A 20091-nucleotide genomic window follows, 5' to 3' on the forward strand; every position below is an offset into this window, starting at 1 on the left:
AACAATCAAGCCGTGGAGCGAGCACACATGAAACCCGCGATCGGAGGGCCTGGACACCCCCCTTTGAATCAATCGGGCGCCATCAATCCTTTATCAACGGGCCGCCAGGAGATCATCCTCAGCGGAAGCCGTCAGCCTCGTAAGTTCAGCCACCCGGGCAAGGATTTGCAAGAGCAGCCCGCCCGCAGCGAATGCAGACCAGCCCAGCAACACAAAGCCCCAGTGAATCGGCGCGGCGAACAGCTCCTCGGCATAGAAGAAAGTGTGCCCCCATTCATTGAAGCCAACGTTGGGCATGATCATGAAAGCGCCGGTCACAATGATCGCGAACGGCACGGAGACGCGCTTGCCAAAGAGAGGAATCCGCGTATGGGCATAGGCAAACGAAATGAAGCCCCAGAAAATCAGCACCGGCACACAGAAATAGAAGAGACCGATGTGAGTGGGCGTGAAATCGGTATCCCGGATCGTGACCTGATGCCAAGCCGCATCCGCCTCCGTGTAGATCGAACCTGTCACGTAAAAGAGTATCCCGAATCCCAACAACTGAGCCATCAACACAAACAAGCGGCGCAACTCTTCGCGCGGCCCGATTTGCGAAAAATCACGCACACGGGTATGCCAGAGGTAGGCGAGAGATCCCGTGCCCACAGTGATGATCAGCAACAACTGCCCATACAGGAGTCGCATCCAATAGGCTTGAAACTCAGGGCTGAAATAATCAAGGCCATAGGTAAAGGCACTGGCCTCCGAGTAGATCCGGTAACCAGTGAACACCACCACGGCACTGAGAATAGCAATAAAGAACTTGGCCCACGGTGCCCCAAGCCTGCCTTGAGCAGCACCCGCCTTCTGAATCGAACTTGTTTTCATCGTCATGTCTCCTGTTGTGCGAAGTAAAAACTGACCATCGCCGGTCCGCATGGCGCGAACTACTTCGCGAACGACTTTGCGCCACCGTCCTGAAAATGGTAGATCGAAGTCTGCGGCGCCACACCTAACTTTCGTTAGGGTGTTTTTCATGGCGCATCTCCATAGACTCGGTCCACACATGAATCGACATAAAGGAGACAAAAAATGTCAGTGACTTCCGCAGCAATGCGTCTTGTAGGCCCCGCCGATCACGTCGGCCAGCCGGAACTAGAGCGCATCTTTGCTGCACAACGCGAGACGGCATTGCGACTTCGCAGGTCAACCGCCGCGCAGCGACTCGACAAGATCGAACGCCTTAAGCGGGCCGTTCTGGCGCGCCAAACCGACATCCAGCGCGCCGGCGCCATGGATTTTGGCAAGCCAGCCGCCGAGGTCGACCTGACCGAGATCCTGCCGGTTGTGGCCGAGGCCAACGACGCACGCCGCCATCTGCGCCGCTGGATGAAGGCGAAGAAGGTTCTGCCAACCCTGCTGATGTTCGGCACCTCGAGCTACGTGCAGTGCGAACCAAAAGGCCGTTGCCTGATCATCTCGCCCTGGAACTATCCGGTCAACCTGACCTTCGGACCGCTGATCTCGGCCATCGCCGCCGGCAACACGGTGATTCTCAAGCCCTCGGAGATGACGCCGCACCTGACGGCGCTCATGGCCGAAATCGTGCGCGAGGTGTTTCCCGAAGACGAGGTGGCGCTGTTCCAGGGCGATGCTTCGGTCTCGCAGGCGCTGCTGGACCTGCCGTTCGACCACATCTTCTTCACCGGCTCACCAGCGATCGGCCGGGTGGTGATGGCGGCGGCGGCCAAGCACCTGACCAGCGTGACGCTGGAGCTGGGCGGCAAGAGTCCGACCATCGTCGATGCCACGGCGGACCTGAAGGCCGCGGCGGCCAACCTGATGTGGTCCAAGTGCACCAACAGTGGCCAGACCTGCATCGCCCCGGACCACGTCTATGTCCACGAATCGGTCAAGGAAACCTTTGTCCAGCACTGCCGTGACGCCTTGGCCAAGGCCTACGGCGAGGGCGACGCAACGCGCAACAGTCCGAACCTGGCGCGGATCGTCAATCCGCGCCACACGCAACGCCTGATCGATCTGATGGACGACTCCGTGCAAAAGGGCGCCCGCGTGCTCGTGGGCGGGCAACACCAGGCCGATCAGAAATTCATTGCACCGTCGCTGATCGACCAGGTCAGCCCCGACGCGAAGATCATGCAAGAGGAAATTTTCGGCCCCTTGCTGCCCGTGATCGCGTACCGTGACCTCGACGAGGTCATCGGCAAAATCAACGCCCAGCCCAAGCCGCTCGCGCTGTACATCTGGACCAAGGATGGCAAGCTTGCCGACAAGGTGCTGCGCGAGACGAGCTCGGGCGGCGCCTGCGTCAACCACAGCGTCGTGCAGTTCCTGCACGGCCGTTTGCCCTTCGGCGGTGTCAACAACTCCGGCCTGGGCAGCGCACACGGGCTCTACGGGTTCAAGGCCTTCAGCCATGAGCGCGCGATCGTCAAGACCTGGCTGTTGCTGGCATCGACCTTCTACCCGCCCTACACCCATCTGTCGCAGCGGCTGATCAACTGGACGCTGCGTCTGGTCTGAGGGTCTCGGTTGCACGGAGGTAGCCCGTGCCACTCTATTTTTATAAATCTCCTGGGACAAGTTTTGAAATTCGATTACATCATCGTAGGCGCCGGGTCGGCCGGCTGTGTGCTGGCAAACCGTTTGAGCGCGGACCCGTCGAACCGCGTTTGCCTGCTCGAGGCGGGGCGGTCCGATGACTCCTCGCTGATCCGCACGCCCATGGGCCTCGTGGGCTTGCTCTCGACCCGCAAGTACAACTGGTATTTTGACACCGAGCCGCAAGCCGAACTCGGGGGCCGTCGCCTGTACTGGCCGCGGGGCAAAACAGTCGGCGGCAGTAGTTCGATCAATGCCATGGTCTACATGCGCGGACACCAGGCTGATTACGACGAATGGGCGGCGGCGGGAAATGCCGGCTGGGCCTACAAGGATCTGCTGCCGATCTTCATGGAACACGAGCACAACGAACGCGGCGCCTCGGCGCATCATGCAACCAATGGACTGCTGAATGTCGCGGATGTGCGCTCGCCAAACCCCCTGTCGCACCTGTTCGTTGAAGCCGCCGTTCAAACTGGCATTACACGCAACATGGACTTCAACGGCGCCCAACAGGAGGGGGCCGGGCCGCACCAGGTAACCCAAAAGAACGGGGAGCGCTGGAGCAGCGCGCGGGCCTTCCTGCACCCTGTCATGGACCGGCCGAACCTGACGGTGCTGACAGGCGCCCATGTCACGCGCATCCTCTTCTCGGGCCGACAGGCCGTGGGGGTCGAGATCGAGCGCAAGGGCGAGCGCCAAAGCATAGAAGCCGAGCGTGAAATCGTTCTGAGCGGCGGTGCGATCAATTCGCCCCAGTTGCTGCTGCTGTCCGGCGTCGGTCCGAAGCAGGATTTGGCACGGCACGGCATCGGCCTCGTGGCCGATCTGCAGGGCGTGGGCCAGAACCTGCAGGACCATCTCGATGTCACGGTGATGATCCGCGACCGCAGCAAGCAAGCCGTTGGCGTGGCGCCCGGCTTTCTGCCAAGAGCGGTTGCCGGTCTCTGGCAATACTGGCGCAAGCGCGAAGGCTTCCTGTCCAGCAATGTGGCCGAGACCGGCGGCTTCGCCAAGCTCTCGCCGCAATCGGAGTTGCCGGAAGTGCAGTTCCACTTCCTGCCGACCTATCTGCGCAACCACGGCCGGAACCTCGCTCCCGGCTACGGGGCCACCTTGCACATGTGCCAGTTGCGACCAAAGAGCCGAGGCTTTATTGGCCTGAAAAACGCCGACCCGCTGGCCGCGCCGATGATCCAGCCCAACTACCTGAGCCATGCCGACGATTGGGACGAGATGTTGCGCGGCCTGAAGCTTGCGCGGCGCATCTTTGAGGCGGACGCCTTTCGCCCGGTGAACGGCGGCGAGGTAGCCCCGGGCGTCGGCGTGTCCAGCAACGAAGATTTGCGGGCCTACATCCGCCGCTCCGCGGAAACCATTTATCACCCCGTGGGCAGCTGCAAAATGGGGCGCGACGGGATGGCCGTGGTCGACGATCAGTTGCGGGTGCACGGGCTGTCGGGACTGCGTGTTGCCGATGCGTCGATCATGCCGACGATCATCGGCGGCAACACCAACGCCCCCTGCATGGTGATCGGCGAAAAGTGCGCGCGGGCCATCTTGCGCTAGCCACAACCGCACACCATTGCGTGCGCAAACAAGCGCCTCCCTCACCCCACAAACCATGGGTGTGAGTTCCCTCCGCGAGGCACCACGGTGCCTACGAACGCACTGGCCGGCCACCGGCCAGGCCAGCTTTAACAACGACACTTCTGGAGATTTCATGAACGGACAAATGATGAGCGCCCCCCTGCTCATTTCCTCACTCATCACCCATGCGGCACGCCATAGTGGCGATGTGCCCATCGTTTCGCGCCGGATCGAAGGTGACATCCACCGCACCACGTATTCACAATTGCACGACCGCGCGCGCCAGATGGCCCACGCGCTCGGCGGGCTCGGCGTACAAGCGGGGCAGCGCGTCGCCACGCTGGCCTGGAACGGCTACCGGCACCTGGAACTGTACTTCGCCGTATCCGGCAGTGGTGCGGTGCTGCATACCCTCAACCCGCGCCTGCACCCGGACCAATTGCTGTACATCCTCGACCATGCCGAGGATCAGGTGTTGTTCTTTGACCTGACCTTCCTGCCCCTGGTTGAAGCCGTGGCGGGGCGCTGCAAGACGGTGCGCCACTTCGTCGCAATGATCGACAAAGACAAGATGCCTGCGAGCAAGCTGCCCAATCTGCTGTGCTACGAAGACCTCATCGCGGCGCAAAAGCCTGACTTCGTATGGCCCACCTTCGACGAAAATACCGCCTCGTCGCTGTGCTACACGTCCGGCACCACGGGCAACCCCAAGGGCGTGCTCTACAGCCACCGCTCGACGATGCTGCACACTTACGCATCGGTCATGCCAGACGCGATCGGCATCTCGTCACGCGACTGCGTGTTGCCGGTCGTACCGATGTTCCACGTCAACGCCTGGGGACTGCCCTACAGCTGCGCGATGGTCGGCGCGAAACTGGTGCTACCGGGGCCGGCGCTGGACGGCAAGTCGCTGCACGAGCTGATTGCCACCGAGCAGGTGTCCTTTGCGGCCGGAGTGCCCACCATCTGGCTGGGCATGCTCCAGTACGTCGAGCAAAATTCGCTCAGTCTCGCCCCCCTGCAGCGCACCATTATCGGCGGCTCGGCGGTGCCACCGAGCATGATGCGGTCTTTTGAAGACGGCTATGGCATCGAGGTCATCCACGCGTGGGGGATGACGGAGATGTCGCCGCTGGGCACGGTGTGCCGGCTGCGCCAGAAACACCTGGCCGACCCGCTGGATGTGCAGCATGCGCGGCTCGAGAAACAAGGCAAGGCGGTGTTCGGCGTGGACATGCGCATCGTCGATCCGCAGGGCGCTGACGTCGCGTGGGATGGCAAGTCGCAGGGCGATCTGCTGGTGCGCGGCCCCTGGGTGGTCCAAAGCTACTTCGGCCCTGATGGCGCCCAACCGCTGGTCAGCGATGAGACGGGCGCGCAGTGGTTCCCCACCGGCGACGTGGCCACGATAGACGCCGACGGCTACATGCAAATCACCGATCGCAGCAAGGACGTGATCAAGTCCGGCGGTGAGTGGATCGGCTCGATCGACCTGGAAAACGTCGCCATGGCGCACCCGGCGGTGGCGATGGCTGCGGCCATTGCTATTCCTCACCCGAAGTGGGATGAACGGCCCTTGCTGGTGGTGGTGCGCAAGCCGGGTACGGAAGTCACGCGCGAAGAATTGATCGAGCACTACAAAGGCAAGGTCGCCTCCTGGTGGGTGCCTGACGATGTGGTGTTCGTGGACGCCATTCCGATCGGCGCGACCGGCAAGATGCTGAAGAACAAGCTGCGCGAGCAGTTCAAAGACCATCGGTTGCCGGGGGTCTAAAAGGTTTGCGGCCCATGAAAACCACGCCGCAAAAAGCAAGCCCGGCGATTTGCCGGGCCCACATCAACGCAATGGAGACAAAATGAAAAAATCGAATATTCGGCGATTGGCCAGCTTGACTGTATTGTGCGCAATCACAGGCGGTGCTGCTGCACAGGAATCGCCATGGTTTGTACGCATGGGTGCCACATCGGTTCAACACCAGTCGGATGCAGATATTGCTGTTGGGGGGGGGGCAGTGCCCGGATCTGGTTTAAACCTGAGCGACGCCTCGGCCCTCACCGCCGAGTTTGGGTACTGGCTCACGCCATCGGTGGCCTTGCGAGGGCTGGTGGGTTTTCCGCTGCTGAAGACTCGTGCCGAAGGTCGCGGGACGCTGGCGCCTGTTGGCGAGTTGGGAAAGATCACTTATGCGCCTTTGGTGGTTACAGCGACTTACAGCTTTGACCTGGGGTCTGTCAAGCCTTACGTCGGTGCTGGAATTGGCTATGTCGGTATAACGGATACGAAAGACGGTGCACTGAAGAACCTGAAAGTGGACAGCGGGTTTGGTAGTGTGCTTCAGGTGGGCGTCGACATCCCCATCGACAAGACGTGGGGCGTGTTCCTCGACTACCGTAAGTTGTACTGGAAGACCAAAGCGACCGGAACGGTTCCCGCATTTGGAGGCGCACCCGCACAGGTTGATTTGAATCCGTCTCCATCCGCAGTGACCATCGGTGTATCCATGCGGTTTTAATGGCTCACCTTTGGCCTCGCGTCGTGTGTAGCAAACTGCGGGCACGCAATGTGTGGTCAAAGGTATTGACATCCCAGTCCATGCTGTGCCGCCCCTCATGCCACTGACAGGAGGGATTCTTATGACAAGACTGACGCGTCATCACCCATTGTTTGTTCCAGCGTATTGCCGTTTTCAATTCCGCCACCCCGACTTCTGCCAAACAATTTGTCAAGGAATAATACATGCGTCCAGCAGGTGAGAAAAGTAGGAGGACTTTGTCCGCCAAAACAGCCTTGACCCTGGCCGTGACCTCACTGTTTTATCCATGTGTCGATGCGCAGACGCTGGCGGACGTCGTGGTGACCGCCTCACGGGCTCAACAACGCAGTTTTGATGCGCCGGCCGCCATTCAGTCAATTGATCGCGACACGATTCAAAACGCCGGGCCTCAGGTCAATCTATCAGAATCGCTCAACCGGGTCCCAGGTTTGACGATCCTGAACCGGCAGAACTATGCGCAGGATCTGCAGCTGTCCATCCGTGGTTTTGGCGCACGCTCGACCTTCGGCATCCGGGGCATCCGTTTGCTGGTCGATGGCATTCCGGCCACCACGCCGGATGGCCAGGGCCAGGGATCGTCGATCAGCTTGACCTCCACCGAGCGTATTGAAGTGTTGCGCGGACCGCTGGCGCAAATGTATGGCAATTCAGCGGGCGGTGTGATCCAGGCGTTTACCCGGGATGCCCCCGAGCAAGCGGAAGTGGGGGCACAGTATTACCTGGGGTCCTTCGGCATGCAGCGCTCCGACTGGCAATACGCGGGACGTGCTGGCGACTACGGCCTTGTGGTCGACTACAGCACGTTTGACACCCAGGGCTACCGCGACAACAGCAAGACCGAGCGCAAGCAGTTCAACGGAAAGTTGAGTTTCAATGCCAGCGAAAAGACGCATGTGAATGTGGTTTTCAACCAGTTTGACATGCCCCTTGCCCAGGATCCTTTGGGCCTCACCGCCGCTCAGTTAGCCGCAAACCCGGCGCAGGCGGGGAATAATGCGGTCAGCCGACGAACCCGCAAAACGGTGCTGCAAAACCAGCTCGGCAGCTCGCTGGTGCACACCATTGATACAGAGCGGGCCGTGACTGCGCGTCTCTATTACGGCACCCGGGACAATCTTCAGTACCAGACACTGGGTGCAACCGGAGCATGGGTGGGGCTGAATCGACACTACTATGGCGCCGGCCTGCAGTACAACGCCCAGTCCAAACTAGGCGGCATACCGGTGCGGTGGGTCGCGGGGTATGAGTTTGATCGCTCCCAAGAGAAGCGTCAGGGCGGCGTTGCGGCACTGGGCGAAAAAGCGTCCACCACACGCAACGAAGACAATCGTGCCGAAAACAATGATGTTTTCATCCAAGCGAGCGCCCTGGTCTCGGACAAAGTATCGATGGTGGCAGGCCTGCGACACAGCACGGTCCGTTTGAGCAGCGCTGACAATTACCTCAGCGATGGCAACGGATCTGGTTCGGTCAGCTACCAGGCTGCCAGCCCGGTGCTGGGGTTGACCTACCATGCGTCCGATGACCTGAATCTGTACGCCAATTACGGCAAGGGGTTCGAGGGTCCCACGCTGGCTGAAGTCGCCTACAGTGGCGGGGGAACACCTGCATTCAATACCGCCATCAACGCGTCAAGCAGTCAGCATTACGAACTGGGGATCAAGTGGGCACCAAGTTCTCGGTTACGTCTTGATTTCACCCTGTTCCAGATCAACTCGGATGATGAAATCGTGGTCGCCAGAAGTAGCGGTGGTAACACCTCTTTCAAAAATGCACCGGGAACACGGCGAACAGGATGGGAACTTACGGGCAGCACCCAGCTAGCAGCCAATTGGCAAGCGACGTTGGCCGCAACCCAGATTGACGCGACCTTCTCACAGGCCTTTACCAGTGGCACGTCCGGCATAGCTTCCGGTAATCGTATCCCCGGCATCCCAAAGCATTTCATTTTCTCCGAGTTGCTGTGGTCGAGCCAGTCCCTGGACGGTGCAAAGAGGTTACCCAAGCCAGGCAGTCAGGTCGGCATCGAGTTCACGCAAGCCGGCCGACTGTATGCAAACGATACCAATACGGCGTCTGCCGATGGTTACGCTACCTTGAATTTGAAAGCAAGTCACGCCTGGGCAGTGGGTGCTGGCAGTCTGACGGTCTATGGCCGGATCGACAACCTCACCGATGCGCGTTACGTGGGGTCGGTCATTGTCAACCAGGCTTTGTCTCAGTTCTATGAACCGGCACCCGGAAGAACTTGGACACTGGGACTTCGTCTGATCTTGCCGCTTTGAATTGGTCGTGCTGGCCTGGGGTGAGGACTATGCGTATTGGCCTTGTGGGAGGTCGTGCTGTTGCGACCGTGGACAAGTCATTGAATACTGGCTTCATCTGCGTCCAGCCCAAGCCTTCGCTCAATCTTTTGTTGGTCCTGCATCGGTGGCAACGTTCAGAAATATCGGTCAAATCGTCTGCCACGATAATACGGTTGCGTCCGGCCGAGTTGGCCCGATACCTTGCCTGATCGGCTGCCTCACCCGCAACTTCCTTTTTTCCCCGATCGGTCGGATTGCGGCCGAGCGCTTCTTGCGCCAGGGGTGCCTTGAACATGGCTGCGTCAATGCTCTGCCAACGCCACGCGATACCTTGCACCTGGTCGTACTCAGTCAGCCCGGCTTTCCAGATGGCCTCGAAGGCGCCCGCTCTCTCCCATTCAAGAAATCGCTTGCGGACTGCGCTGGCACTGCCAAATCGCTCCTGGGGCAACGCTTTCCATTGACAACCCGTTCTCAGCACATACACGATGGCCTCGAACACCAGCCGCGCTGGCTTGGGTGGGCGACCAGCGCCGGGCTTGCGCACATACGCTTTGTCGGTAGGGCGCTCACGCACAGGCTCCGTTTCGTCGTATAAAAGTCTTTTGTCGCACCCCATGCCGACCGGTTTCAGGCAAGCAAGCCCCCAGACGTCAGCTTGAAGACCGCAACCGTTTGCACCAGCTCCTGCGCCTGCGATTTGAGGCTGGAAGCCGCTGCGGCCATCTCCTCCACCAGCGCCGCATTTTGCTGCGTCGCCTGGTCCATTTGCATCACGGCCTCGCCCACCTGCGCAACGCCTGCGGCCTGCTCGTTGCTGGCCGCACTGATTTCACCCATGAGGTCGGTGACCCGCTTGATGGCGCTGACTACCTTGGTCATGGTGGCACCTGCCTGGTCCACCAGCACCGCACCCTGTTCCACACGCTCCACACTGGCATTGATCAGGGATTTGATTTCCTTGGCGGCTTCGGCACTGCGTCCGGCCAGACTGCGCACCTCGCTGGCCACCACGGCAAAACCACGGCCCTGCTCACCGGCGCGCGCGGCTTCCACTGCCGCGTTCAAAGCCAGGATATTGGTCTGGAAGGCAATACCCTCAATCACGTTGATGATGTCAGCCATCTTCGTGGAGCCGTCGCTGATGCCTTTCATAGTTTCCACCACCTGGGCCACGACCTCACCCCCCTCCGTGGCAACGCTGGAGGCACTCATGGCCAACTGGTTCGCCTGGCGGGCGCCGTCTGCATTCTGCTTGACGGTGGCACTGAGCTCTTCCATGGAGGCCGCGGTTTCTTCCAGTGCACTGGCCTGGCTTTCGGTGCGGGCCGATAGATCGTGGTTGCCCGATGCAATCTCGGCGCTGGCAGTGGAAACGCCTTCGGCGCCCTGGCGCACGCTGGACACTGTCTTGACCAGGCTGGTCTGCATCTGCTCAAGGCTGATCATCAAGCGGCCGACCTCATCATTCGAACGCGCCACGATGCCCCCCGAAAGATCTCCTTGGGCAATGCGGCTCGCCACACCCACCGCATCCTCCAGCGGCCCGAGAACCGCCTTGCGCAGACCCCAGAAGATGGCCAGCAGCACCAAGCCCCCCAGCAAGTTGATGGTGAACACAACCGTCTGAACAAAGCTTACCGCCTCAGCTACCAGCGGGGCGAAAAGGTCGGAGTTGCGCTGTACGATCACCATTTCGGGTTGCAACCGCTCGACCAGCGCCGGGCTCACGGAGAGGCCGGGTTCGGCCTCGATGATCTTTCGCATGCGCTCCAGATCGTCGATGTCTTGGTGCGGCAAGTTGATGATGTCACCGAAACCGACCAGGCGGAACAGCCCCTGCTCGATCTTGAACAACTCGACATCAATCTGCGCGGCAATCCACTGCCCACGCCCAATCAAATTGAGCAGAACGTCCTTGTCGAGCGCAGGCGCCGATCCACCGGAGGTAACCCTTTGCATTGCGTGGGTCATCTGCATGACGGCCTCAAGGTGGTCCCGCTCAAGGTGGTGAAACCGCGCGGCCTTGCTAAGGTAGCGTCCGCCCAGCATCACCAGCACAGACACCACGAGTACGGCTATCAAACCAAAGCGAAATCTCTGGCGCAGGGTCAATCGGGACATTTAACAACTCCTGAAACTGAAAAGGATTTCCACACAAGTCCTGTCCAGCAATATCGGCTATCAAGGCACTTTTCTCAAACCCGTGAGACTCTCGTCAAACGAGCAGCCAGGCCCGGCTACGGGCTTCCCGCAAAGCGGCGGTGCGGTTTTTGACACCCAGTTTCGCGTACAGGTTGTGCAGGTGCCACTTGACTGTGCCCTCGGTCAACATAAGCCGCCCCGCCACTTCGCTGTTGGACAGGCCATCAGCCAACAGGCGCAGGATTTGCAGTTCGCGCTCGGTCGGCCGCTCCTGGTCGGTGTGTACCGCAGCCTGGCGCGCAATAGCGGAACCCGTGGCAGACAGCAGCGTGCGCGCGTACAAAAGCGCGGGGGTTGGGCTCTGCGGCTTGTCGACCACTCGGCGCAGGAGGCTCTCTAATTCGGCACCCTCGTCAAGGTACAGACGCACGTAGCCGTTCGAGGCAGCAATGCGCAGGCTTTCCATCAACGCACTGTGGGCCTCGTCCACGTTCCCCGTCCGGTCGAGCGCCAGTGATCGCAGCATCAGCAATTCGGCCAGCTTGTGCTGCTGGTGACTGCGCCATGCCCGCCCAATGCCGGAATCGACCCATTGCAAGGCAAGTTCTGGCCGGCCCTGTGCGAGATCGAGCCGTGCCCAGAGTCGCTCAGCTTTGTCGCGGTGAAGGCTGGTGTGCGGCGCTTGCGGTAGCAGGCCGTGTTCGACCGCCATGCGCCGTGCAGCCTCGGCATCTCCGGCCCGCACGAGCAGGAGGGCGCGTTCGGCCACCATCGTCAACCGCAGACGCGCGAAGCCGCGCGCCAGCCCGACCCGCTCACCCTCGGCTGCCACGTCGAGTGCACCCGAGATGTCGCCCCGCGCCGCTTGCAGACGTGACGCCGCCACATAACCCGCAACCATCGCATCCACGATGCCCTGGTGCGGCAGCAGCGGCAAGGCCGCTTCTGCTTCCACCATCGCGCCCGCGCAATCGTTGCGTTCATAGAGCAGCAAGGCGCGGATCGCGCGCAGCATGGCCACCAGTCCGGTGGCCCCAGGCACAAAAGCTGGTGCTTCGGTCAGCGCCGAGGAAGCGTCTGCCAGGGCATCCCTATGCCGCCCTGCCTTGAGCAGTGAGGCGGCCGATACCACTCGCACCCACATCAGCCCGTAAGGCGAAGGAATGGCATCGAATTTAACTTGCGCCTCGCGCAAGGACTGGGCGGCTTCGGCAAAGCGTCCATTGCATTTGTGCGCATAGGCCAGAACCGTCTGCGCGGCACCGTGGTCGAAGGGGTCCGAGTCCGGCGGCGGTCCAGCCAGCCACTGGCGCACAAAAACTTCGGCATCCGCCGCGTCATCACGCAGGGCTGCGAGCACACCCCGCTGGAGAACCGTTGTGCCCAGGGTCGTGAGTGCGACGGCCGAGCACGTCTTGCCGCAGGCGCGCTCGATTCGCGCCAGCCACGACGCCGCTTCGGCATAACGGCGCAGAAATATGAGCGCCCACGCCGCATACAACATCAATTCGCTATCCAGCTCGGCGCTGCGTGACTCCACTTGCGTGAGCATGTCCATGAACGTTTCGTGCCGGCCCTCGCCTTTCACCAGCTGACGTGCACAACCGGTCAGATAGGACGATGCAAGCATCGCGTCGTTCCCCTCCAGTGCTGTGCGGATGGCCCGGTAACCCTCGCCACGGGTATGCCACCATTGGGCACAACGCGAACGCAACGCTGACGCGCCAGCGCCCGCCGCGTCAATCAATCGCGTCAGCGCCCGCTCAGCCACCAGTGCATGCAAAGCGTAGAACGGTTCACCTGCCACGAGTCCTCGACGCTGCACGATGCCCAGCCGTTCCCCCTCGGCGATCGCCTCCGCACCCTCGGGCGCATCGAGCGCGGCCAGCAGCGCCATTGTGAAGTCGCCAACAGCGGCCATCACGAACAGCGCCTGCTGGCGGGCCGGCGCCATGCCCAGAAAGAAGCTTTCATAGACAAAGCTGTCCATCAGCATGTTGCTGCTTTCGGCGGACTCCTGCAAACCGCCACGACTGGCTATCGCAAGCCGAACCAGTGTCGGCCAACCCTCGGTGATGCCGAGGATGCTGTCTATCTCGTCGTCCTGCGCCGACAAGCCGCAACGGCGCGCCAACTCTCGAACGTCCTGCGCGTCGAACCTCAGATCGCGCTCCGTCACCCAGCGCACCAGCCCGCGCGAGGTCATGGTGGTCAGATCGAGTTCCATCCCGTCCCGGCCGCAAACCACGAAGCGCACATGGTCAGGCGCAGCGACCAGCAGACGGCTCAGGATGAAAGCACTCTTGCTGCCGCGCAGCGCATGCACATCGTCGAAGAACAGCACCACGGGTCGGGGGCGTTCGCCAAGAGCCTGCAACAACTCCATCAGGCCGCTCTCGACCGCTGCCGCCGCGTCGGGAGCGGTCATCGCGAGGGGCTCCGACGGACCTCCGACGGCCTTCAGCAAGGAGTGCACGAAGAAAACGGGATCGCGCCAGGAAGCGTCGAGCCCGACCCACAGGGGGTCGGCGTCGTCTTTGCAAGCGCGAAACCATCCTCCCGCCAGCGTCGTCTTGCCATAACCGGCTGGCGCAAAGACAGCGACGATTCGATCGCTCATGGACAAAGGCAGAAGTGCGCGCCGCGTCACCGTGGCCGATGTATCGCCTGGCGGCACCCACTCACTCGCCGTCTGAGACAACGACGACGCCGGAGCGGCGAGAGGGGAAACGCAAGATGTCATTTTGGGATGGGTTATTTCATGGCGGCGCGAAAATGATGACCCTGCAGTATTCTTGCGATCAGACCGCCCGGAATCGCGGCAGTGCCATGCCGCCCCCGGCGGGCTCGCAGACCAACTCGACTGCCATGTCGAAACCCACAAGCGATGGGTCGGCGCCGGCAAAGGAGCTGATCATCCGCGGTCCTTCTTCGAGTTCGACCAGGATCACGGCATAGGGCGTATCCTGCTTGAAGGCCGGCCCGGGCGCCCGGTGAACGACGCTAAAGGAGTGCACTTTGCCGCGGCCGCTTGCGGCACGGTGCTCCAGGCGCTCGCTGCCGCACGCGCGGCAGATGGCCTGCTGGTAGTACTGCACGTGGCCGCACGCCTGGCAGTGTTGCAACAGCAATTTGCCCTCGTTGATGCCCTTCCAAAAAGTTTGCGAATCCGCATCCGGCATGGGCAGCGGCTTGATGTGGGCGTCTTGGGGATTGATCACAGCGTCGCCTCCGTTCCCAAAATAGTCGTCGCGTTGGTTGCGAAGCCTGCCCCCAGGCTGTGTACCAGGCCGAGTTCGGCACCCGCCACCTGGCGTTCGCCGCAGCGTCCGCGCAACTGGTTGATGACCTCGTAAAAGTGGAACAGGGAGCCCGGCATGCCCGAGTGCGCGAACGACAGCAGGCCGCCGTGCGTGTTGCATGGAATGGCACCGCCGTAGGTCATCTGACCATCATCGACAAAAGGCCCGCCCTCGCCCTTGGCACAGAACCCAAGGTCCTCCAGCATCATGATCACCGTGCCGGTGAAGCAGTCATAGACCCCGGCCACGTCAATGTCCTTGGGTCCGCAGCCGGCCATGGCATAGGCTTTGGCACTCGACTGCACCGCGCCGGTGGCAGTGAGCGAGGGCATCAAGAAGATGTGCTCGTGCGTGTAGCATTCGCCGCCACCCAGGATGTAGACCGGCTTGGCAATGCCCAAGGCCTTGGCACGCTCGGCCGAAGTGACGATGAAAGCCGCACCGCCGTCCGAGATCAGCGAGCAGTCCAGCTTGTGATAGGGGGTTGTCACCATGCCGGAATTGAGCACGTCGTCAACGGTGAGTGGGTCGGTCATCTGCGCCCCCGGCGTGCGGCGTGCGTGTTCACGGTGGATCACCGCCACCTTGGCCAGCTGCTCGGAGGTGGTGCCGAATTCCTTCATGTGCCGGTGCGCGGTCATGGCGAAGGTGTTGGCCACGGGAATGCCGAATGGCATCTCGTATTGCTGGTCCCGGCTTTCGGTCATCGAGCGCAAGGCGAGGTCGGGCGACAGGCCGGTCAGCAGGCTGTCTCCACCGACCACCAGCACGGTTTCGGCCAGGCCGCCGGCAATCGCGGCGGCGGCGATATTGAACATCGTCGCCGCCGTGGCGCCCGAGACCTGCAGCGTGTTGGAGAATGTGGGCTGGATGCCGAGGTACTCGCTGAAGGCGACGCTGAAACGATGGAACGGCGAGGCGAAGGCAGCGCTTGACAGCACGCCGTCCACCTCGTGCTTGCCGATGCCGGCGTCGGCCAGCGCCTTGCCCGCCGCATCAGCCGCCAGCGCGAGTGCGCTCTTGCCCGGCACGCGCCCGACCGCCGAAAGACCGGCGCCGATGATCGCGGTCTGGCCGCGAAGCGTCTGTCTCGATGACGAGGAAGACGATGGTTTGAAACTTGTCATGGTGATTCAGAATGGGGACGATCTGAGGCTGCGGGGACGCGCAAATGCTGGCGCAATTGCGCCTTGAGGATTTTGCCCACCGGATTGCGCGGAATCACGTCGATCAGCTCCATGCGCTCAGGCAGCTTGTAGGTCGCCACGCCGATCTGCTTCAGGTGCGCGACGATGTCTTCCAGCGTCGGTGGCCGCGCCTTGTCCTTGGGCACGACCATGATGCAGGTCTTCTCTCCCATGATGTCGTCGGGCACAGCCACCGCCGCCACCTCTTGCACGCCAGGGTGGGTCAGCACCAGATTCTCCACCTCGGCAGCGCTGATATTGAAGCCGCCGCGGATGATGATGTCTTTCTTGCGGTCAAAAAAGCCAATGTGGCGCTCGTCACGCACGATGAAGAAATCGCCGGTACGAAAGAAGCCGTCCGGAGTGAACGAATTCGGCGCAAGGTCGGGCCGTCGGTAGTAGCCGGCAAATACGTTCGGCCCGCGGTAGACCAATTCGCCTACCTGGCCCGGCTGCGTGCACTCCCGGTCTTGCTCGTCGAGCAGCTTGGCCTGCACGCCTTCCATATTGGACGGCCATTCGAGCCCTGGCTTGCCCCACCAGGGGAAATGGTCCGAGCGCATGGCGAAGTCCGGCACGTCAACCGGTCCGCCGACCAGGCCAGTGCCCTCGGTCTGCCCCCACAGGTTGCAGATTTCGATGTTCCAGCGCCGTTTGAACTCTTCCATGCTCCAGCGCGACGGCGGTGCCGAGCCGGTGGCGATCGAGCGGATCGACGAGAGGTCAAGCTGGTCGACGTTGGGCAGCTTCAGAATCATGTTCAGAATCGCTGGCACCAGAATCGTGAACTGAACGCGCTCCGTGAGTATCTGCTTGAGAAACAGTTCCACATTGAGCGGATGGTGCAACAACAGCGTGCCGCGCGCCGCCAGCCAGCTCAGCCAGGCCACAGCGCCAGTCATGTTGACCATCGGTGCCGGTGCCAGCACACGGTCGCCCTCCTGGATGCCCGCCGTGTTGGGCAGCAGCCGCATCTGGTAGAGCCAGTTGTTATGCGACATCGGGCAGCCCTTGGCATACGATTCGGTGCCCGAGGACCAGCACAGGCTGAAGATATCGTTGGGGCCGATACTGATCGCGTCCAGCAACGCCTTGTCCGGCGCCTGCGCGGACATGGCAGTGATGTCTTCGAGCGCCAATGCATCGCAGCCCAGCTTGTCAGCCATGGCGATGTGATTGAAGCCCTTGAAATCCTTCACGCCGATGTACAGTCGTGCCCGACTGGCATCAAAAACGTTGCGCAACTCGGTTTCGCGCCACTGCATCGCCACGGGCGACAGCACGCCGCCGGCACGGGAAACAGCAAAGTACAGCGCAATCAACTCCCAGACGTTGGGCAGCTGCGCGACCACAACATCGTCTTTTTTAACCCCCCGGCGGACCAACCCGGTGGCAATTGCATCGACGGCGTGGCCGAACTCGCGCCAGCTCACCGAGGTGGCGGGCGTGCCGATCAGCGCCTCGCGGTCGGGGGTGTCGACGATGGCCACCCGTTCAGGGACATGGGCCACGTGTGCCGCGACGACATCGAGCAGCGTTCGGTCGCCCCACAATCCGTCAGACGTGTAGCGTTCAATCGTGGCAGAGCTATGCAGAATCATGTTGCGGGTCTCCCAAAAAAAGCAAGCAACCCAGGGCGATCGACTTCGATCACGCCCTGAGGATCAAAAGCCATGGAAGCTGGCGAAGGCATCCACCTCGGCACGTTCGGTAATGAAGGCATTCTCCGGGGCCGACAGGTCTTCGTGACCCAGGGCGATGCCGCAGGCCAGGATTTCGTGGTCACCGATCGGCAACTGGGTGCGCGCCACCTTGTGGAACCAGGCAAACGCCGCCTGCGCACAGGTGTGCAGGCCTTGGGCGCGCGCGGCGATAAGGATGTTCTCGATGAACATCCCCAGGTCCATGAAGCTGCCGGTGTTCAGGCGGCGGTCCAGCGTGACGATCAGCCCGACCGGCGCGTCGAAGAAAAGGTAGTTGCGCAGCATCTGGCGCTCGCGCGCCGCCATATCGTCGCGGCCGATGCCCAGGCTGGCATACAGGCCGAAGCCGCAGCGACGCCGGCGCTCCAGATACGGCTCAACCCAGGTCGTGGGGTAATAGGCGTACTCGGGCAGGTGGCGGTCGGCTTCGTGGGTGGCCGCATGAACGATGGCATCGCACAAGCGCTGCCGCGCCTCGCCCGCCACCGCATAAACCCTCCACGGCTGCACATTGTTGCCACTCGGCGCCCGCGCCGCCACGTCCAGTATGTGATGCACGACCGAGGTGGGAATGGGCGTGGGCAGAAAACGCCTGACTGATTTTCGGCTGCGGATCGCTTCGTCGACATGCATGGGAATACACCGCCCTTCTGACAAGCCAAATAAAGGAAAAAATTCATACGGGTACCACACTGGACTCCAGCGCGGCCTTCAGTGTATATTATGTCATGATTTCTAACAAACAACCGTTCGACTGGGTGCCAACCCCGGACCTGATGGCGCAATCGAACCTCACCGCCTTCCTGCGCAAGGTTGGCGAATCCAGCTTCGAGAACTTGAGCGCGCGTGCCGATGCCGATCCGGCATGGCTTATGGAAGAGGTGTTCGACTTCTGCGACATGCGCTTCTACAAGCCCTACACCCAGATGCTCGACACCTCGCGCGGCATCGAATGGGCGCGCTGGTGTGCAGGCGGCACGACCAACATCGTCTTGAATTGTCTGGACCGGCACCGCGGCACGCCGGTGTGGGAGCAGACCTTCCTGGTCTGGGAGGGAGAAGACCCGAAAGACCGCAGGAGCCTGAGCTACCGCGAGTTCGATGCCGAGGTTTGCCGCCTGGCAGGGGCGATGGCGTCGCTCGGCATAGGGCGCGGCGACCGGGTCGGTCTGTTCATGCCCAACCTGCCAGAGACCTTCATCGCGTTTTTCGCGGTGCTGAAAATGGGGGCGGTCCTGATGCCCCTGTTTTCAGGCTTCGGGCCGCAGCCGATCATCTCGCGCTTGAACGACGGCGAAGCCAAAGCCGTGCTGACGGTCGATGGCACCTGGCGGCGCGGCAGCCCAGGGGCCATGAAGCCGGTGCTCGACGAAGCGCTGGCCGAAGCGCCAAGCGTGCAGCACGTGCTGGTGCTGCGCCACTTGGGCGAAGCACTCGCCTGCCCGATGACACCCGGACGCGACCACGACTGGGCCACGCTGGTGGCCAAGCAACCCGCCGACCGCCCGACCGCCGAAATGGAGGCCGAGGCACCCGCCGTGCTGCTCTACACCTCCGGCACCACCGGCAAACCCAAGGGCTGCGTCTGGACGCATGTCAGCTTCCTTGGCTCGATGGTCACGCGCGACATGCACATCTGCGCCGATTTCAAGGCCAGCGACCGCTTCTTCTTCATGAGCGACATGGGCTGGATGGTGGGCGCCATGTGCGCCTGCATTCCGAGCTACTTTGGCGGCAGCCTGCTGGTGGCCGAAGGCACGCCCGATTACCCCGACACCGGGCGGTTCTGGCGCCTGCTGCAGGACCACAAGGTCAGCTATGTCGGGGTGGCGCCGACGCTGATCCGGGGGCTGATGCGCCATGGCAACGAGGACGTCGAGCGCTACGACCTGTCGTCCCTGCGCGTCACCTGCTCAGGCGGCGAGGCCTGGACCGAGGCGCCGTGGCGCTGGTTCTTCGAGCACGTCTGCAAAACAAAGCTTCCGTTCCTGAACATCGTGGGCGGCACCGAGGTCGGCGGTTGTAATTTCACCGGCACCCTGCACCATCCTCTGCGTCCTGGCTCGTTTGGCGCGCGCGGACTCGGTGCGGGCGTTAACATCGTGAACGAAAGCGGCCAGCCGGTCGGCCCCGGGCAGGTCGGCGAACTGGTGCTGCGCAATCCCAACATCGGTTTTACCAAAAGCCTGTGGCGCGACGACGAGCGTTACCTCGACAGCTACTGGCGTACCCTCCCCGGCCTGTGGGTGCATGGCGATTTCGCCATGCGTGACGCAGACGGTCTGTTCTACATCCTCGGCCGCAGCGACGACACGATCAAGGTCTCGGGCAAGCGCACCGGCCCGTCGGAAATCGAAACGCTGCTCACCGGCACCGGCAAGGTCTCGGAGGCCGCGGTGGTCGGCGTGCCCGACGAGATCAAGGGCTCGGCCATCGTCTGCGTCTGCGTGCCGATGCCCGGCGTGGCGGCGGGAGCGGCGCTGCAAGCCGAACTGTCGGGGGCCGTGGTCGCAGGCATGGGCACGTCTTACCGCCCGCGTCAGGTGCTGCTGGTCAGCGACCTGCCGAAGACGCGCAACATGAAGATCATGCGCCGCGTCGTGCGTGCCGTGTACCGGGGCGAGAGCCCGGGTGACCTGTCCTCGCTGGTCAACCCGGAGACCGTGGCCGAACTGCAAAACAAACTGGCGGAGTGA

General features: G+C 62.0%; 13 protein-coding genes and 1 pseudogene. 6 read left to right on the forward strand and 8 right to left on the reverse strand.

The features are described from left to right. Window positions 1-93: 93 nt before the first annotated feature. Window positions 94-1023 (reverse strand): methane monooxygenase/ammonia monooxygenase subunit C, encoded by a 930-nt coding sequence (locus tag HPF_RS13195; RefSeq protein ID WP_165961701.1) that lies wholly within the window; start codon window positions 1021-1023, stop codon window positions 94-96. A 54-nt stretch (window positions 1024-1077) separates the two neighbouring features. On the opposite strand from HPF_RS13195, the gene HPF_RS13200 reads away from it, so the two are divergent. The 5 genes from HPF_RS13200 (at window position 1078) to HPF_RS13220 (ending at window position 9037) form a co-directional block, all read left to right on the forward strand. Then, window positions 1078-2529: an aldehyde dehydrogenase family protein gene (locus HPF_RS13200; protein WP_082753188.1), complete on the forward strand. Its 1452-nt coding sequence runs from the start codon at window positions 1078-1080 to the stop codon at window positions 2527-2529. A 63-nt stretch (window positions 2530-2592) separates the two neighbouring features. Further along, window positions 2593-4176 (forward strand): GMC family oxidoreductase, encoded by a 1584-nt coding sequence (locus tag HPF_RS13205; protein ID WP_060984647.1) that lies wholly within the window; start codon window positions 2593-2595, stop codon window positions 4174-4176. 154 nt (window positions 4177-4330) lie between these two features. Then, a complete protein-coding gene (locus HPF_RS13210; RefSeq protein ID WP_133156846.1) occupies window positions 4331-5971 on the forward strand; it encodes a 3-(methylthio)propionyl-CoA ligase in 1641 nt (546 codons plus the stop codon). 82 nt (window positions 5972-6053) lie between these two features. Continuing rightward, on the forward strand, window positions 6054-6710 hold the full coding sequence (locus HPF_RS13215; protein WP_082753187.1) for an OmpW/AlkL family protein: 657 nt from the start codon (window positions 6054-6056) through the stop codon (window positions 6708-6710). A 275-nt stretch (window positions 6711-6985) separates the two neighbouring features. Then, complete coding sequence (locus tag HPF_RS13220; protein WP_066786152.1) at window positions 6986-9037, forward strand: TonB-dependent receptor family protein; 2052 nt, start codon at window positions 6986-6988, stop codon at window positions 9035-9037. 253 nt (window positions 9038-9290) lie between these two features. Here HPF_RS13220 and HPF_RS13225 read toward each other — a convergent pair. From HPF_RS13225 to HPF_RS13255, 7 genes and pseudogenes are all read right to left on the reverse strand, one after another. Then, a pseudogene (locus HPF_RS13225) lies at window positions 9291-9617 on the reverse strand (transposase); the annotation flags it as partial. Between the two features lie 71 nt (window positions 9618-9688). Next, entirely contained in the window at window positions 9689-11182 is a 1494-nt protein-coding gene (locus HPF_RS13230; protein ID WP_082753186.1) for a methyl-accepting chemotaxis protein, read from the reverse strand. Window positions 11183-11276: 94 nt separating this feature from the next. Next, window positions 11277-13823, reverse strand: a complete 2547-nt coding sequence (locus HPF_RS23910; RefSeq protein ID WP_243721580.1) for a LuxR C-terminal-related transcriptional regulator — start codon at window positions 13821-13823, stop codon at window positions 11277-11279. Window positions 13824-14004: 181 nt separating this feature from the next. Continuing rightward, on the reverse strand, window positions 14005-14424 hold the full coding sequence (locus tag HPF_RS13240) for a Zn-ribbon domain-containing OB-fold protein (protein WP_082753185.1): 420 nt from the start codon (window positions 14422-14424) through the stop codon (window positions 14005-14007). Next, complete coding sequence (locus HPF_RS13245) at window positions 14421-15632, reverse strand: thiolase C-terminal domain-containing protein (protein ID WP_060984642.1); 1212 nt, start codon at window positions 15630-15632, stop codon at window positions 14421-14423. Before HPF_RS13245 ends, HPF_RS13240 begins: the two co-directional genes overlap by 4 nt. Beyond that, window positions 15629-17293 carry a class I adenylate-forming enzyme family protein gene (locus tag HPF_RS13250; RefSeq protein WP_066690427.1) on the reverse strand — a complete coding sequence of 555 codons (1665 nt, stop codon included), beginning with the start codon at window positions 17291-17293 and terminating at the stop codon, window positions 15629-15631. Before HPF_RS13250 ends, HPF_RS13245 begins: the two co-directional genes overlap by 4 nt. Window positions 17294-17356: 63 nt before the next feature. Next, window positions 17357-18028 (reverse strand): nitroreductase, encoded by a 672-nt coding sequence (locus HPF_RS13255; RefSeq protein WP_060984640.1) that lies wholly within the window; start codon window positions 18026-18028, stop codon window positions 17357-17359. Window positions 18029-18123: 95 nt separating this feature from the next. On the opposite strand from HPF_RS13255, the gene HPF_RS13260 reads away from it, so the two are divergent. Then, window positions 18124-20091, forward strand: coding sequence for an AMP-binding protein (locus HPF_RS13260; protein WP_060984639.1), 1968 nt, complete (start codon window positions 18124-18126; stop codon window positions 20089-20091).

Source organism: Hydrogenophaga pseudoflava (assembly GCF_004353865.1).
Taxonomy (GTDB): Bacteria; Pseudomonadota; Gammaproteobacteria; order Burkholderiales; family Burkholderiaceae_C; genus Hydrogenophaga; species Hydrogenophaga pseudoflava.

What these genes read in the sequence shown, in the direction of transcription:
- HPF_RS13195 (WP_165961701.1), bottom strand. Translation starts at nt 1,023, where the DNA reads ATGAAAAACACCCTAACGAAAGTTAGGTGTGGCGCCGCAGACTTCGAT.
- HPF_RS13200 (WP_082753188.1), top strand. Translation starts at nt 1,078, where the DNA reads ATGTCAGTGACTTCCGCAGCAATGCGTCTTGTAGGCCCCGCCGATCAC.
- HPF_RS13210 (WP_133156846.1), top strand. Translation starts at nt 4,331, where the DNA reads ATGAACGGACAAATGATGAGCGCCCCCCTGCTCATTTCCTCACTCATC.
- HPF_RS13215 (WP_082753187.1), top strand. Translation starts at nt 6,054, where the DNA reads ATGAAAAAATCGAATATTCGGCGATTGGCCAGCTTGACTGTATTGTGC.
- HPF_RS13230 (WP_082753186.1), bottom strand. Translation starts at nt 11,182, where the DNA reads ATGTCCCGATTGACCCTGCGCCAGAGATTTCGCTTTGGTTTGATAGCC.
- HPF_RS23910 (WP_243721580.1), bottom strand. Translation starts at nt 13,823, where the DNA reads ATGAGCGATCGAATCGTCGCTGTCTTTGCGCCAGCCGGTTATGGCAAG.
- HPF_RS13245 (WP_060984642.1), bottom strand. Translation starts at nt 15,632, where the DNA reads ATGACAAGTTTCAAACCATCGTCTTCCTCGTCATCGAGACAGACGCTT.
- HPF_RS13250 (WP_066690427.1), bottom strand. Translation starts at nt 17,293, where the DNA reads ATGATTCTGCATAGCTCTGCCACGATTGAACGCTACACGTCTGACGGA.
- HPF_RS13255 (WP_060984640.1), bottom strand. Translation starts at nt 18,028, where the DNA reads ATGCATGTCGACGAAGCGATCCGCAGCCGAAAATCAGTCAGGCGTTTT.
- HPF_RS13260 (WP_060984639.1), top strand. Translation starts at nt 18,124, where the DNA reads ATGATTTCTAACAAACAACCGTTCGACTGGGTGCCAACCCCGGACCTG.